This window comes from Myxococcota bacterium, assembly GCA_041389495.1.
Lineage (GTDB): Bacteria > Myxococcota_A > UBA9160 > UBA9160 > UBA4427 > JAWKRT01.
In genome coordinates this window covers 428,268-442,473 of record JAWKRT010000003.1, presented here as the reverse complement: position 1 = coordinate 442,473, position 14,206 = coordinate 428,268, and the positions used below count along the sequence as shown (strand labels likewise).

Annotated in this window: 12 protein-coding genes; all 12 read right to left on the bottom strand. The window is 72.9% G+C overall.

Translation table 11 applies throughout. The features are described from left to right. Position 1: 1 nt before the first annotated feature. Complete coding sequence (locus R3E88_18285) at positions 2 to 1,183, bottom strand: 1-deoxy-D-xylulose-5-phosphate reductoisomerase (protein MEZ4218431.1); 1,182 nt, start codon at positions 1,181 to 1,183, stop codon at positions 2 to 4. Continuing rightward, entirely contained in the window at positions 1,180 to 1,959 is a 780-nt protein-coding gene (locus R3E88_18280; protein MEZ4218430.1) for an isoprenyl transferase, read from the bottom strand. The genes R3E88_18285 and R3E88_18280 overlap by 4 nt, the downstream gene beginning before the upstream one ends. Positions 1,960 to 1,990: 31 nt before the next feature. After that, the gene (frr, locus tag R3E88_18275) at positions 1,991 to 2,557 is read right to left on the bottom strand and encodes a ribosome recycling factor (protein ID MEZ4218429.1); all 567 of its coding nucleotides are present in this window, start codon (positions 2,555 to 2,557) and stop codon (positions 1,991 to 1,993) included. A 42-nt stretch (positions 2,558 to 2,599) separates the two neighbouring features. Next, positions 2,600 to 3,313 (bottom strand): UMP kinase, encoded by a 714-nt coding sequence (gene pyrH / locus R3E88_18270; protein MEZ4218428.1) that lies wholly within the window; start codon positions 3,311 to 3,313, stop codon positions 2,600 to 2,602. Further along, on the bottom strand, positions 3,310 to 4,188 hold the full coding sequence (gene tsf, locus R3E88_18265; GenBank protein ID MEZ4218427.1) for a translation elongation factor Ts: 879 nt from the start codon (positions 4,186 to 4,188) through the stop codon (positions 3,310 to 3,312). Before tsf ends, pyrH begins: the two co-directional genes overlap by 4 nt. Positions 4,189 to 4,273: 85 nt before the next feature. Beyond that, entirely contained in the window at positions 4,274 to 5,239 is a 966-nt protein-coding gene (gene rpsB, locus R3E88_18260) for a 30S ribosomal protein S2 (GenBank protein ID MEZ4218426.1), read from the bottom strand. Positions 5,240 to 5,504: 265 nt separating this feature from the next. Continuing rightward, a complete protein-coding gene (gene argJ / locus R3E88_18255; protein MEZ4218425.1) occupies positions 5,505 to 6,743 on the bottom strand; it encodes a bifunctional glutamate N-acetyltransferase/amino-acid acetyltransferase ArgJ in 1,239 nt (412 codons plus the stop codon). 75 nt (positions 6,744 to 6,818) lie between these two features. Then, on the bottom strand, positions 6,819 to 9,602 hold the full coding sequence (gene secA, locus R3E88_18250) for a preprotein translocase subunit SecA (protein MEZ4218424.1): 2,784 nt from the start codon (positions 9,600 to 9,602) through the stop codon (positions 6,819 to 6,821). A gap of 102 nt (positions 9,603 to 9,704) precedes the next feature. After that, positions 9,705 to 10,676: a M23 family metallopeptidase gene (locus R3E88_18245; protein ID MEZ4218423.1), complete on the bottom strand. Its 972-nt coding sequence runs from the start codon at positions 10,674 to 10,676 to the stop codon at positions 9,705 to 9,707. Between the two features lie 72 nt (positions 10,677 to 10,748). Beyond that, positions 10,749 to 11,108, bottom strand: coding sequence for an FHA domain-containing protein (locus R3E88_18240; protein ID MEZ4218422.1), 360 nt, complete (start codon positions 11,106 to 11,108; stop codon positions 10,749 to 10,751). A gap of 396 nt (positions 11,109 to 11,504) precedes the next feature. Then, a complete protein-coding gene (gene recN / locus R3E88_18235) occupies positions 11,505 to 13,226 on the bottom strand; it encodes a DNA repair protein RecN (GenBank protein ID MEZ4218421.1) in 1,722 nt (573 codons plus the stop codon). Continuing rightward, positions 13,223 to 14,080, bottom strand: coding sequence for an NAD(+)/NADH kinase (locus R3E88_18230; GenBank protein MEZ4218420.1), 858 nt, complete (start codon positions 14,078 to 14,080; stop codon positions 13,223 to 13,225). Before R3E88_18230 ends, recN begins: the two co-directional genes overlap by 4 nt. Positions 14,081 to 14,206: the final 126 nt, after the last annotated feature.

The window sequence follows — 14,206 nt, the reverse complement described above, 5'->3', positions numbered from 1 at the left end:
GCTAGGCGCGCGCGCCGGCCTTCGCCACCGCCTCGCCCGCGCGCGCGCGGCCCCAGGCATCGGCCTCGCGCACGTCGTCGAGGTCGCGGACGCGGGCGCCCCGCGCCTCGGCGAGGTGCGCCTCGAGCACGGCGGCATCGACATCGGCAATCGCAGGGTACGGCATGTGCCCGGCGAGGAACGCGGCCACCGTCACCTCGTTCGCGGCGTTGAGGACGGCGGGGGCGGCCTCGGAGCCGCGGAGCGCCTCGTAGGCGAGGTCGAGGCACGGGAAGCGCTCGCGGTCGGGGGCCTCGAACGCGAGCCGGCCGACCGCCGCGAGATCGAGCCGGGGAACGTCGAGATCCACGCGCTCGGGCCAGGCGAGCGCCACCGCGATCGGCACGCGCATGTCGGGGAGGCCGAGCTGCGCGATCACCGACGTGTCGCGGTACTCGACGAGCGAGTGCACGATCGACTCCGGGTGCACGACGACGTCGATGCGCTCGGGCGGCAGGTCGAAGAGCCAGCGCGCCTCGATCACCTCGAGGCCCTTGTTCATGAGCGTCGACGAGTCGATCGTGATCTTCGCGCCCATGTCCCAGTTCGGGTGGGCGAGCGCCTCCTCGATCGTCGCGCGCGCGATGCGCTCGGCGGGCCACGTCCGGAACGGCCCGCCCGAGCACGTCAGCACGATGCGCGCGACGTCCTCGGCGCGGTGGCCGGCGAGCGACTGGAAGACGGCGCTGTGCTCGGAGTCGACGGGCAGGAGCGCGGTGCCGCGCCGCGCGACCGCGCGGTTCACGAGCGCGCCCGCCATCACCATCACTTCCTTGTTGGCGAGCGCGACGTCGCGGCCGGCCTCGATCGCGGCGAGCGTCGGCGCGAGCCCGACCGCGCCGACGAGCGCGGCGACGACGAGGTCGGCGTCGTGCGTGGCGACGTCGACGAGCCCCTCCTCGCCGAGGGCGATGCGCACGCCCGCGGCGTCCGCGCCGAGCCGCTCGCGCAGCGCGCGCGCGCCGTCCGCGTCGGCGACGGAGACGAGCGCGGGACGGAATGCGCGCACCTGCTCGGCGAGCACGTCGGTGTTGCGGCCGGCGGCGAGCGCGGCGACGCAGAAGCGGTCGGGGTTCGCGGCGACGACCGCGAGCGTCTGCACGCCGACGCTGCCCGTGCTGCCGAGGACGGCGAGCCGCTTCACGAGCCGCTCGTGCCGCCCTCGGGCGGCGCGCCGCCGGCGCGCACCTGCGCGCTCGTCATGCCGAAGCGGCGTTCGCGCCGCTGGTAGTCGAGGATCGCGTCGACGAGCGTCTGCTTCGAGAAATCGGGCCACATCACGGGCGTCGAGTACAGCTCGGCGTACGCGACCTGCCAGAGCAGGAAGTTCGAGATGCGGTACTCGTCGCCCGTGCGGATGAGCAGGTCGGGGTCGGGGATCTCGGGGTCGTAGAGGTAGGCGGCGAAGGTCTTCTCGTCGAGATCGTCGGGCGACAGCTTGCCCTGCTCGGCGTCGCGCATGAGCTGGCGCGCCGCATCGACGATCTCCGCGCGCCCGCCGTAGGACAGCGCGAGGCAGAGCGTCATCTCGTCGTTGCCCTGGCTCTTGGCGATCGCGCCCTCGATCTTGCGCCGCAGCCGCGGCGTCAGCCGGTCGAGTCGCCCGAGCACGCGCAGCTCGATGCCGTTGCGGATCACCTCGTCGATCTCGACGTCGATGTACTCCTCGAGGAGCCGCATCAGCTCCACGACCTCGTCCTTCGGGCGGTTCCAGTTCTCGAGCGAGAAGGCGTAGAGCGTCAGCACGCCGATGCCGAGCTCGTGCGCGCCGCGGATCACCTCGCGCACCTTCGCGACGCCGGCGCGATGCCCCGCGACGCGCGGCTCGCCACGCGCCTCGGCCCAGCGCCCGTTGCCGTCCATGATGATGGCGACGTGGCGCGGCATCCGGCCTTGCTGCAAGCGGCGCTCGGAGCTCATGGGCGCATCCGGCTCGAGGCGCGTCGGCGCGTCAGACCTCGAGCACCTCCTTCTCCTTGGCCTGGGCCATCTCGTCGACCTTCTTCGTGAACTCGTCGGTCAGGTCCTGGACGGACTTCTCGGCGCGCTTTCCGTCGTCCTGCGGCAGCCCGTCCTTCACGAGGTCCTTCACCATGGAGAGCGCCGCGCGCCGGCTCTCGCGCACGCCGACCTTGTGCTCCTCGGCGAGCTTGTGGACCTGCTTCACCATCTGCTTGCGCCGCTCCTCGGTGAGCGGCGGGATCTGGATGCGGATGACCTTGCCGTCGCTCGACGGCGTGAGACCGAGGTCGCTCGCCTGGATCGCGCGCTCGATCGCCTGGATCGTCGACTTGTCGAAGGGCGAGATCACGAGGAGCCGCGCCTCGGGCGTGCTCAGGTTGGCGAGCTGGTTGAGCGGCGTCGACGCGCCGTAGTAGTCGACCTGGAGGCCGTCGACGAGCGCCGTGCTCGCGCGCCCGGTGCGCACGCCCTGCAGGTCGTGGCGCAGGCTGCGCAGCGCCTTGTCCATCGCCTCGCGCGTCTCCTCGAGCACCAGTTCGACGTTCTCGTCGGCCATCGCCGCTCCTCCCCGGGGTCGCGCGTGCGCGGCGCGCTTCCGTCAGTCGTGCACGCGGGTACCGATCGACTCCCCGCACACGATCTTCTTGACGTTGCCCTCGTCGCCCATGTCGAAGACGATGATCGGGAGTCCGTTCTCGCGGCACAGCGCGATCGCGGCCTGATCCATGAAGCGCAGGTTCTCGCGCATCGCCTCGGCGTAGGTGACCTCCTCGTAGCGACGCGCGTCCGCGTTCTTCGACGGGTCGGAGTCGTAGACGCCGTCGACCTGCGTCGCCTTGAGGATCACCTCGGCGCCGATCTCCGCGGCGCGGAGCGCCGCGGCGGTGTCGGTGCTGAAGAACGGGTTCCCGGTGCCGCCCGCGAAGATGACGATGCGGCCCTTCTCGAGGTGGCGGATCGCGCGACGGCGGATGAACAGCTCCGCCACCTGCTGGATCTGCAGCGCCGTCTGCACGCGCGTCGGCACGCCGAGCTTCTCGAGCGCGTCCTGCAGCGCCATCGCGTTGATGACGGTGCCGAGCATGCCCATGTAGTCGGCCTGAGCGCGGTCCATGCCCTCGCTCTCGGCGCTGATGCCGCGGATGATGTTCCCGCCGCCGATCACGATCGAGACCTGCACGCCGAGCGCGTGCACGTCGCGGATCTGGCGCGCCACGCGCGCGAAGATCTTCGGATCGATGCCGTGCCCCGTCTCGCCGGCGAGCCCCTCGCCCGAGAACTTGATGAGCACGCGCTGGTAGGCCGGCTTCACCCTTCGGTCGCCTCGCCGCCCTCGCCGATGCGGAACCGCACGAAGCTCGCGACCGCGACGTCGGCGCCGACGTCCTTCGCGACCTTCGCCACGAGCTTGCCGATCGTCGTGTCGGGATCCTTCACGAAGGCCTGCTCGAGCAGGCAGTGCTCGGCGAAGAACTTGTTGATGCGGCCGCTCACCATCTTCTCGACCACGGCGTCGGGCTTGCCGCTCTCCTTCGCCTGGTTGGTGAGGATGCGGCGCTCGCGCTCGACGACGTCGGCGTCGACGCCGTCGCGGTCGACCGCGATCGGCGACGGATCGGCCGCGGCGACGTGCATCGCGACGTCCTTCGCGAGCTCCTCGACCGCCGCGCCGGACGCGCCCGTCGCGAGGCCGACCACGACGCCGAGCTTGCCGCCCATGTGGACGTAGCCGCCCGTCACGCCCTTGCCGACGTCGACCCCCTGCGCGCGCTTGAGCTCGATGTTCTCGCCCACCTTGGCGATCGTCTGCTGGATCGTGTCGGCGACGGTGGTGCCGCCGAGCTTCGCGGCGCCGACGGCCGCCGGGCCGTCGAGCGACGGGTTCGCGGCGACCACGTCGGCGACCGACTGCGCGAGCGCCAGGAAGGCGTCGGTCTTGGCCACGAAGTCGGTCTCGCAGCCGAGCTCGACGAGGCCGGCGCGCGCGCCCGCGATCGCGACCGCGACCGCGCCCTCGCTCGTGGCGCGCCCCGCGCGCTTGCCCGCCTTCGAGAGCCCGCGCTCGCGCAGCAGCTCGATCGCCTTCTCGACGTCGCCGTCCGCGTCCGAGAGCGCGCGCTTGCACTCCATCATGCCCGCGCCCGTCTGGTCGCGGAGCGCCTTCACGTCGCCTGCTGAGATCGCCACGGGATCCTCTCCGTCGGTGTCCGGGGTCGTCGCGCGAGCGCGCGCCGCACGCGCATCCGGCGCGCGGCGCACGTCGCACGCGTGCTCAGGCCTCGCCGCCCTCGGTCGGTGCGGCCTCGCCCTTGTTCTCTTCCTTGTCGCTCCAGCCGCCGGCGCTCGCCGTGCGCCCGGACGCGCTGCGCGAGCGGCGCGGCGCCTGCGTGATCTCGACGACGCGGCGGCCGCCCGCGGCCTCGACCGCGGCGCGCGCGGGCATCTCGGAGCGCAGCCGCTCCTGGTGCGCCGCCGCGCCCTCGATGCACGCCTGCGCGACGTGCGAGCAGTAGTAGTCGATGGCGCGGATCGCGTCGTCGTTGCCGGGAATCACGAAGTCGATGTCGTCGGGGTCGTTGTTGCTGTCGACGACGCCGATGATCGGGATGCCGAGCCGCTTGCCCTCGGCCACGGCGATCGACTCCATCCCGACGTCGATCACGAACATGACGTCCGGGAGGCGCGTCATCTCCTTGATGCCGGCGAGCGACTTGTCGTACTTGGTCTTGAGCCGGTTCAGGCGGGAGAGCTCCTTCTTGCTGAGCTCCGCCGAGCGCTCGGCGTCCGCGAGCGTCTCGAGCACGGCCTTGTACTTCTCGATCGACTTCTTGACCGTCTTCCAGTTGGTGAGCATGCCGCCGAGCCAGCGGTTGTTCACGTAGAACTGCTTCGAGCGGTGCGCGGCGTGCATCACCGCGGGCGCGGCCTGCTTCTTCGTGCCCACGAAGAGCACCTTGCCGCCGCCGGCCGCGACGTCGCGCACGTACTCGACGGCCTCGCGCAGGAGCGGGAGCGTCTGGTCGAGGTCGATGATGTGGATGCCGTTGCGGTCGCCGAACAGGTACGACCGCATCTTCGGGTTCCAGCGCTTCGTCTGGTGACCGAAGTGGACGCCGCACTCGAGCAGGCTCGGGATGTCGAGCGGCGCGAGGCTCGGCGTGAGGTCGTCCGCGGCGACGGCCGCGGCAAAGCCAGTGGATTCGGCGGCCGGCGTCGGCTCGCTCGGGGTCTCGGACATCGGACTCTCCTTCGCGGTTGGTCTGCCGCTCCGTCCGCGGCGCGGGCCCTCGCCCGGCGCCCCGGCGCCCCGACCCGGCGCGAAGACGCGGCGCGCGGAGCGCGCCGCCGCCTGCACCGAGCACCGCAGGGGCCAGTCGGAACGTGTGAAGTCGCGCGTGTTTAGCAGAGGCGTCCGGGCGCGACCACGGCCCCGGGAACGCGCTCGGCGGCCGGCCGCGCCCCCGCCCGGTGTCGGCGCTCCGGGCCGGGCACCCGGCCCGGGCTCAGGTCGTGTACTCGGCGTTGATGCGCACGTAGTCGTACGAGAAGTCGCACGTCCACATCCGCGTCGACGCCTTGCCGGCGGCGAGGTCGACCTCGATCGACACGTCGGGCGCTCCCATCCGCTCCCAGGCGCGCCGCCGCGCCGCCGCGCCGGTGGCGGCGCCGTTCGCGAACACGGGCACGCCGCACAGCTTCACGCGCATGCGCTCCTCGCGGAGCTTCACGCGCCCGGCGCCGAGCGTCTGGACGATGCGGCCCCAGTTCGGGTCGCGCCCGAAGAGCGCGGTCTTCACGAGTGCCGAGTTCGCGATGCGGCGCGCGGCGAGCTCGGCCTGCGCGTCGCTCGCCGCGCCGCGCACGTCGATCGTGACGAGCTTCGTCGCACCCTCGCCGTCGCGCGCGAGGTCGCGCACGAGCGACTCGCACACCTCGCGGAACGCGCGCGCGAAGGCGTCGGCGCCCGCGCTGCGCGCGCCGCGCAGCACGCGATGGCCCGCGACTCCGTTCGCGAACGCGAGGAACGTGTCGCTCGTCGACGTCTCGCCGTCGACGCTGAGCCGGTTGAACGTCGCATCGGCCGTCTCGCGCACGAGGCGGCGGAGGAAGGGCGCCGACACGGCGGCGTCGGTGAAGACGTACGCGAGCATCGTCGCCATGCGCGGCTCGATCATGCCCGAGCCCTTCGCCATGCCGGCGACGGTCACGCTGCGGCCGTCGACGCGCACGCGGCGGAGCGCCGTCTTGGTGAACGTGTCGGTCGTGCGTATCGCGAGCGCCGCGTCGGCGAGGCCTTCCGGCGCGAGCTCGCGCGCGGCGGCGGGAATGCCCGCGCGCAGCTTCGCCATCGGCAGCGGGTGCCCGATCACGCCCGTCGCCGACGTCATCACCTGCTCGACGGGAACGCCGAGCGCGGACGCCGCGAGCTGCGCCACCTCGCGGTTGTCGCGCTTGCCGCGCTCGCCCATCGCGACGTTCGAGACGCCCGAATTCACGACGAGCGCGCGCGCGACGCCTTTCTTCACGCGCTCGCGGCACCAGGCCACCGGCGCGCCGACGACCGTCGAGGTGGTGAACACGCCCGCGACGGTCGCGGGCACGTCGCTCGCGACGAGCGCGAGATCGCGCGTCTTCGCCTTGATGCCGCAGTGGATGCCGGCCGCCCGGAAGCCCGGCACCGCGAAGCCCGCGCCGGGCCCGCGCGCCTTCGCGCTCGTCGCGCGCTTCGCTCGAGTCGCCATCGTCCCCCCTCCGTCGCGCGCGGACGCGCGGGGCGCGTCACGTGCGCGGAGGCGGGAGCGTGCCAGAGGGCGCCCTCAGGCGCCGCAGCACTTCTTGAACTTCTTGCCGCTTCCGCACGGGCAGGGGTCGTTGCGGCCGACCTTGCCGCCCCCCGCGGCGGCGGATGCGGCGCCGCCGGCGCGTCGCGCCTCGATCGCGGTGCGCGCCGGCGCGCCGCCGGCGTTCGGCGACGACGGCGTCGCGAGCGCGGGGTGGCGCGGCGCGACGCGCGGCGCGGGCACCGCCTGCGCGGACTCCGCCTGCGGGTCCCGCGGCTCGAGGTGGAAGAAGCGATTCACCGTGTGCTGGTCGATGCGCTCTTCCATCTCGGCGAAGAGCGCGAAGCCCTCGCGCTGGTACTCGCGCTTCGGGTCGACCTGGGCGTAGCCGCGCAGGCCGATGCCCTCGCGCAGGCCGTCCATCGTGTGGAGGTGGTCCTTCCACTGTGCGTCGAGCACCCCGAGCGCGACGTCGCGCTCGACGAGCTCGTAGCGCGGGAAGCCGATGTCGGCGTTGCGCTCGGCGATCTCGTTCCAGCGCTCGCGCTTCGCCTCGAGCAGCTCGAGCAGGCGGTCGAGGACGGTGCGGCCGAGCTCGTCGCGGTCGCGCGCGACGCGGCCGTCGGCCGCGAAGGGCGGCGCCTCCGGATCGAACTGCACACCGAACACGTCGCCGATCGCGGTCGCGAGCTCGGCGGCGACGGAGGCGTCGGGCTCGCCCTTGTCCGGCCAGTGGAGGTCGAGGATCTGGACGAGGACGCCTTCCGTCATCGCGCGCACCTCGTCGTGGAGGTCGACGGCGGCGAGCGCCTGGCGGCGGCGCGCGTAGAACACCTGCCGCTGCTTGTTCATCACGTCGTCGTACTCGAGCAGGTGCTTGCGGATCTCGAAGTTGCGCGCCTCGACCTTGGTCTGCGCGTTCTCGATCACGCGCGTGAGCAGGCGATTCTCGATCGCCTCGCCCTCCTCGACGCCCACGCGGTCCCACCACTGCTTGACCCGATCGGCCTCGAAGATGCGCAGCAGGTCGTCCTCGAGCGAGAGGAAGAACTGGCTCGAGCCCGGGTCGCCCTGCCGGCCGGAGCGGCCGCGCAGCTGGTTGTCGATGCGGCGGCTCTCGTGGCGCTCGGTGCCGAGGATGTGCAGACCGCCCGCGGCGAGCACCTCCTCGCGCTCGGCCGCGCACTCGGCCTCGAAGCGCGCGAGCTCGGCCTCGAACTCGGGATGGCTGCGGTCGTGCTTGCACTTCTGCAGCGCCATCATCTCGGGGTTGCCGCCGAGCACGATGTCCGTGCCGCGCCCCGCCATGTTCGTCGAGATCGTCACCGCGCCCTTGCGCCCGGCCTGCGCCACGATCTCGGCCTCGCGCTCGTGGTGCTTCGCGTTCAGCACGGCGTGGCGGATGCCCTTCTTCTTGAGCAGCTGCGACAGCAGCTCCGACGCCTCGATCGAGATCGTGCCGACGAGCACCGGCTGGCCGCTCTCCTGCCGCTCCCGGATCTCGTCGAGCACCGCGAACTGCTTCTCGCGCTTCGTCTTGTAGACGACGTCGCCCATGTCGATGCGCTGCATCGGCCGATTCGTGGGCACGACGCGCACGTCGAGGTCGTAGATCTTCGCGAACTCGGGCGCCTCGGTGTCGGCGGTGCCCGTCATGCCCGCGAGCTTCCCGTACATGCGGAAGAAGTTCTGGAAGGTGATCGAGGCGAGCGTCTGGTTCTCGCTCTGGATCGCGATGCCTTCCTTCGCTTCGACCGCCTGGTGGAGGCCGTCCGACCAGCGGCGCCCGGGCATCAGGCGCCCGGTGTGCTCGTCGACGATCACGACCTCCTTCTTGCGCGTCTCGTCGTTCACGCGCACGACGTAGTCGACGTCGCGGCGCTTGAGCGCATGCGCGGAGAGCGCCTGCGTCACCGCGTGGAGCACCGGGATCATGTCGGGGTCGTAGAGGTTGGCGACGCCGAGCATGCGCTCGACCTTCTTGATGCCCTCCTCCGTCAGCGTCGCGGAGTGCGCCTTCTCGTCGATGTGGAAGTCGCCCGTCTCCTCGATGCCTTCCTTGTGGTCGCCCTTCTCGCCCTTGGTGAGCGAGGGGATCACGCGGTTCGCGACCTGGTAGATCTGCGTGTTGCTCTCGGACGCGCCCGAGATGATGAGCGGCGTGCGCGCCTCGTCGATCAGGATCGAGTCGACCTCGTCGACGATCGCGTAGTGGAGCTCGCGCTGGACGCAGTGCTCGAGCCGCCGCTCCATGTTGTCGCGGAGGTAGTCGAAGCCGAGCTCGTTGTTGGTCGCGTACGTGATGTCGCAGCGGTAGGCGTCGAAGCGCTGCTGGTGGTCGAGGCCGTGCTTGATCACGCCGACGCTCATGCCCAGGAAGCCGTAGATCTGGCTCATCCACTCGGCGTCGCGCTGCGCGAGGTAGTCGTTGACCGTGACGACGTGCACGCCCTTGCCGGACAGCGCGTTCAGGTACGTCGGCAGGGTCGCGACGAGCGTCTTGCCCTCGCCCGTCTTCATCTCCGCGATCGAGCCCTGGTGCAGGAAGATGCCGCCGACCAGCTGGACGTCGTAGTGCCGCTGCCCGAGTGTCCGCTTGGCGGCCTCGCGCACCGTCGCGAACGCCTCCGGAAGCAGGTCGTCGACCGAGGCGCCGTCCGCGATGCGCCGGCGGAGCTCGTCGGTCTTCCCACGGAGCGCGTCGTCGGACAGCGCCTCCATGTCGGTCTCGAGCGCGTTGATGTGCTCGATCGTCGGACGCAGGCGCTTCACGGCGCGATCGTTGCGCGTCCCGAAGACCTTGGAGAGCATGCGCTGCATGGTGCGGACTCGCTCGGGGTGGCGGGGGTGTGGGCGCGCGCAGTCTAGCAGCTGTGCGAGCGCGCCCGACCCCGGCCCGGCCGCGGGGCCCGCGCGTGCGCGTCAGTCGAGGATGTAGTCGAGCGGGTCCCGCGACTTGCCACTCACCTCGACCGAGTAGTGGAGGTGCGGGCCCGTGCTCCGGCCCGTGCTCCCGACCGCGGCGATCACCTGCCCGCGCTCGACGCGGTCACCCGTCTTCACGTCCACCGACGACGTGTGACCGTAGAACGTGCGCACGCCGAAGCCGTGATCGATCACGACGCACTTGCCGAGCGGCCCCTTCTGCCCGGTGAAGACGACCCGACCGCGCGCGGGCGCGACGATCGGCGTTCCGTGTCGCGTCGCGATGTCGATGCCCTGGTGCATGTGGCGGCGCCCCGTGAAGGGCGAGATGCGCGGACCGAAGCGCGACGTCAGCCAGCCCTTCACGGGCCAGACCGACGGCATCGACTCGAGCTGGTTGCGCTTGTCCTCGAGCTGCTCGACGAGTTCGTCGAGTGCGGTCGCGCGGTACTGCGCGAGCCCGCCGAGGTGTTCGGCGCGCAGGTGCATCTGATCGAACGAGAGCGCCACGGCGCCCTGCGCTGCGAGCTCGGCGGCGTCGAACATCGCCTCGCCCGGCTCGGGGCCGCCCTGTCCCATCTCGATCGGGACTCCGGTCGGGAGCGCCGGCTCGTCGGCCGGCGCGACGTCGGAGATGTCGTCGCCGCCCGTCGCGCTCGCGCCGGGGAGGTTCGCGATGATGCGCACCTTGCGCTCGAGCTCCTGGACGCGCGCGAGCTGGCTCTCGACGTCGGAGAGCGCGCGCTCGAAGCTCCGGATCTTCTCGGCCTGGGTCGTCGTGGCGTCGCGGAGCTCGGGGAGCTCGCTGTTCTCGGCGCGAAGGCGCCAGTAGTCCCAGCCTCCCGCGGCGAGCGCGATCGCGAGGACGGCGGCGATCGCCGCTCCGCGGTGGACGGTGACCTTCGGCACCTGGAACCGGCGGACCGGGGATCGCTCGTCGCCGACGACGATCAACGTGTACAGATCCATGGCTTCCCTCGCGTCGTCCGTCGCCCGCCCTCCGCGCGGCGCCGGCGAATCGTTCGTCCGGTCGGCCCCCGCCTAACGCGGCAGGGACACGTCGAGCAGCAGCTTGCCGAGCTGCAACCGGTCTCCGTCCTCGATCTCCTGGCGATCGATGCGCGTTCCGTTCACGTGCGTCTCGTTCGTGCTACCGAGGTCCTGCACGAAGAATCCGTTTTCGTCGTGGCCGACGGCCGCGTGCGCCCGCGAGATCGTCGGCTCGGCGATCACGAGGTCCGCGCTGCGCCCGCGCCCGATCACGAGCCACTCGCGGTCGATCGGCACCTCGAGTCCTTCGTAGAAGCCGCCCGCGACCGTGATCGAGGCGCCGGGAGGTACCGGCTTGCCGCCGGCCCCGCCCTTCGCTCCTTCGCGCCGTGCGCCACGCTCGCTCGTCACTGGCTGCGCTCCGCTTCCTCATCGAGCGCTCGGCGCACGGCCGAGCGTGAGACGGAGCACACCGCGCCGGCGCCCGGCACGCGGCGGCTCCGCCCTCGCGACGGACCTGCACATCGGAAGCGGTCGAGCGCCCCTTGACCCCGGGAACGCGTCAGGTGCGGGCGTCGGGTGTTCTGCGGGCGGTCCGCGGGCCGCGCAGGAGCGGCTCGGCGCGGAGGCCTCGCCCGCCTCGGAGCCTCCCGCGAGGGCTGCGGTGCCGACGAGGCCGGCCTCGCGGGCGGCCGGACCGCCGCCAGGGGGGGCCGCACGCCCTCCAGGCCGTCCCCCGCCCGCGACCCACGTGCCTCTATGTATGGGAGGGCCAGTGCGGCCCGCCGCCGCGCCCGGCCCCCCGCGCTAGGCCTCGCGGCCGCGCAGCAGCGCCTCCGCGTGCCGGCGCGTCTCCGGCGAGATCGCCTCGCCCCCCGCCATGCGCGCGATCTCGTCGACCCGCGCCTCGCCCTCCACGCGCTCGACGGTGGCGAGCGTGCGCCGCCCGGACTTGCGCTTCGCGACGCGGAAGTGCCGGTCGGCGAGCGCGGCGATCTGCGGGTGATGCGTGATGCAGAGGACCTGGTGGTGCGCGGCCAGCTCCGCGAGGCAGCGCCCGACGCGCTCGGCGACCCGCCCGCCGATGCCGGCGTCGACCTCGTCGAACACGAGCACCATGCCCCGCCCGGCGCCGCGCAGCGCGTTCTTCACCGCGAGGAAGACGCGCGAGAGCTCGCCGCCCGACGCGACCTTCTGGAGCGGACGCGGCGCGCTCCCCGCGTTCGCGGCGAACAGGAACTCGACGGCCTCGCGGCCCGAGGGCCCGCACGGAAAGCCGTCGGGCGGGTCGATCGGACGCAGCGCGACCTCGAAGCGCGCGTCGGGGAGCGCGAGATCGCGCAGCGGCGCCTGCACGCGGCGCGCGAGCGCCTTCGCGGCGCGCTCGCGCGCCGCACTCAGCGCGGACGCCGCATTCGCGAGCCGGGCCGCGCTCGCCGCGCGCTCGCGCTCGAGCGCGGCGACGCGCTCGTCCGCGCCCTCGATCCCCGCGAGCTCCGCCGCGGCCGCCTCCCGGAACGCGAGGATGCGCCCGACGTCGTCGCCGTACTTGCGCCGCAGCTTCTCGACCTCGCCGATCCGCTCCTCGAGCCGCGCCAGCCGACGCGGATCGACGTCGAGGCGATCGACGTAGCGCTCGAGGTCGGCGGCGACGTCGCGCAGCTCGTCCTCGCTCGCGCGCAGCCGCTCGCCGAGCGCCTCGAGGTCGCCGTCCATCTTCGCGAGCGACGCGACGACGCGCTGCGCGCGCGCGACGAGGTCGACCGCGCCCGCGGCGTCCGCGTCCGCCGCGCTCGCGTCGCCCGCGAGCGCTGCGACGGCGATCGCGCCTTCCTCGCGCAGCTGCTCCGCGTGCGCGAGCCGGCGATGGTCGGCCTCGAGCTCCGCGACCTCGTCGACGCGCAGGCCGGCCGCGTCGATCTCCTCGATCTGGAAGCGAAGGAAGTCCTCGCGCCGCGCGCGGTCCTCGGCGGCCTCGCGCAGCGCGACGAGCTCGCGATCGAGCTCGCGCAGCGCCGCGCAGCCGCGCTCGACCTCGTCGCGAAGCGCGCCGTGCCCGCCCGCCTCGTCGAGCAGCCGCGCGTGCGTCTCCCCGTGCAGCAGCGCCTGGCTCGAGTGCTGGCTCGAGATCTCGATGCGCCCTTCGAACAGCCGGGCGAGCGCCGTCACCGGCAGCAGCGCGCCCCCGACGCGAGCGCGACTCCTGCCGGCGCGCTCGACGCTGCGCTGCACGATGAGCTCGTGCTCCCAGGCCTCGCCCTCGGCGGCGGCGCCGAGCCCGAGCGCCTCGAGCTCGCGCTCGAGGTCGCCGAGCGCCGCGGTGCGGAACACGGCCTCGGCCTCCGCGCGCTCGGCGCCGTCGCGCACGAGGTCGGCCGACGCGCGCGCGCCGGCGAGCAGCGAGAGCGCCCCGAGCACGATCGACTTGCCCGCGCCGGTCTCGCCCGTCAGCACGTTGAGGCCGGGACCGAACTCGAGCGCGACCTCGTCGACGATCGCGACGTCGCGGATGCGCAGCGTCTCGATCATCGCTCGCCCCAGTGGAGCTTCGTGCGAAGGATGTCGAAGCGGCTGCGCACGGGCGACGCGACGACCTCGACGGGGTGCGGCGAGCGCGTCACCGTCACGCGGTCGCCGTCCTCGAGCGCGAGGCCCTGCTGCCCGTCGACGGTCAGCGAGACGTCGCTGCCGCGCGTGCGGACGGTCGCGTCGACGCGCGACGCCTGCGGGAGCACGAGCGGGCGCTGCGCGAGCGAGTGGGGGCAGATCGGCGTCAGCACGATCACGCCCGTCCCCGGCAGCACGAGCGGCCCGCCGGCCGAGAGCGAGTACGCCGTCGAGCCGGTCGGTGTCGCGACGATGAGGCCGTCGCCGTGATAGGTCGTCACGGCGAGATCGTCGGCGGCGACCTCGATGTCGATCATCCGCGACAGCGCGTTCTTCGCGACGACCGCCTCGTTGAGCGCCTGGTACTGCGCGACCTCGCGCCCGTCGCGCCGCACGAGCACGGAGAGTCGCATGCGCGACACGAGCGTCGCGCGTCCGTCGAGGACGCCCGCGAGCACGTCGAGCATCTCGTCGACCGAGACCTCGGTGAGGAAGCCGAGCGTGCCGAGGTTGACGCCGAGGATGGGAACGGCGCGCGTCCCGACCGCGCGCGCGACCGAGAGCAGCGTGCCGTCGCCGCCGAGCGAGACGAGCAGATCGCATCCCTCGGCGAGCGCGCTCGGCGAAGATGCCTCGACGCCGCACCACGGCGCGCACTGTGCATCCGCGGCGACGTCGATCCCGCGCTCCGCGAGCCAGGCGCGGAGTGCGCGCACGACGGGCTCCGCCTGGGGCTGGTCGGGCTTGAGGCACACGCCGACGCGCCGGATGCCCATCGTCAGCCTCGCCCGTCCGTGCTGCGTCGGTCGCGGTTCGCCATCTCGTGTCGCCGTGCTCCGTCGCGGGCGGCGCGCGCCCGCTCGGCGCGCTCGGGGCGGGGGGTGCGGGCGGCGCGATGATCC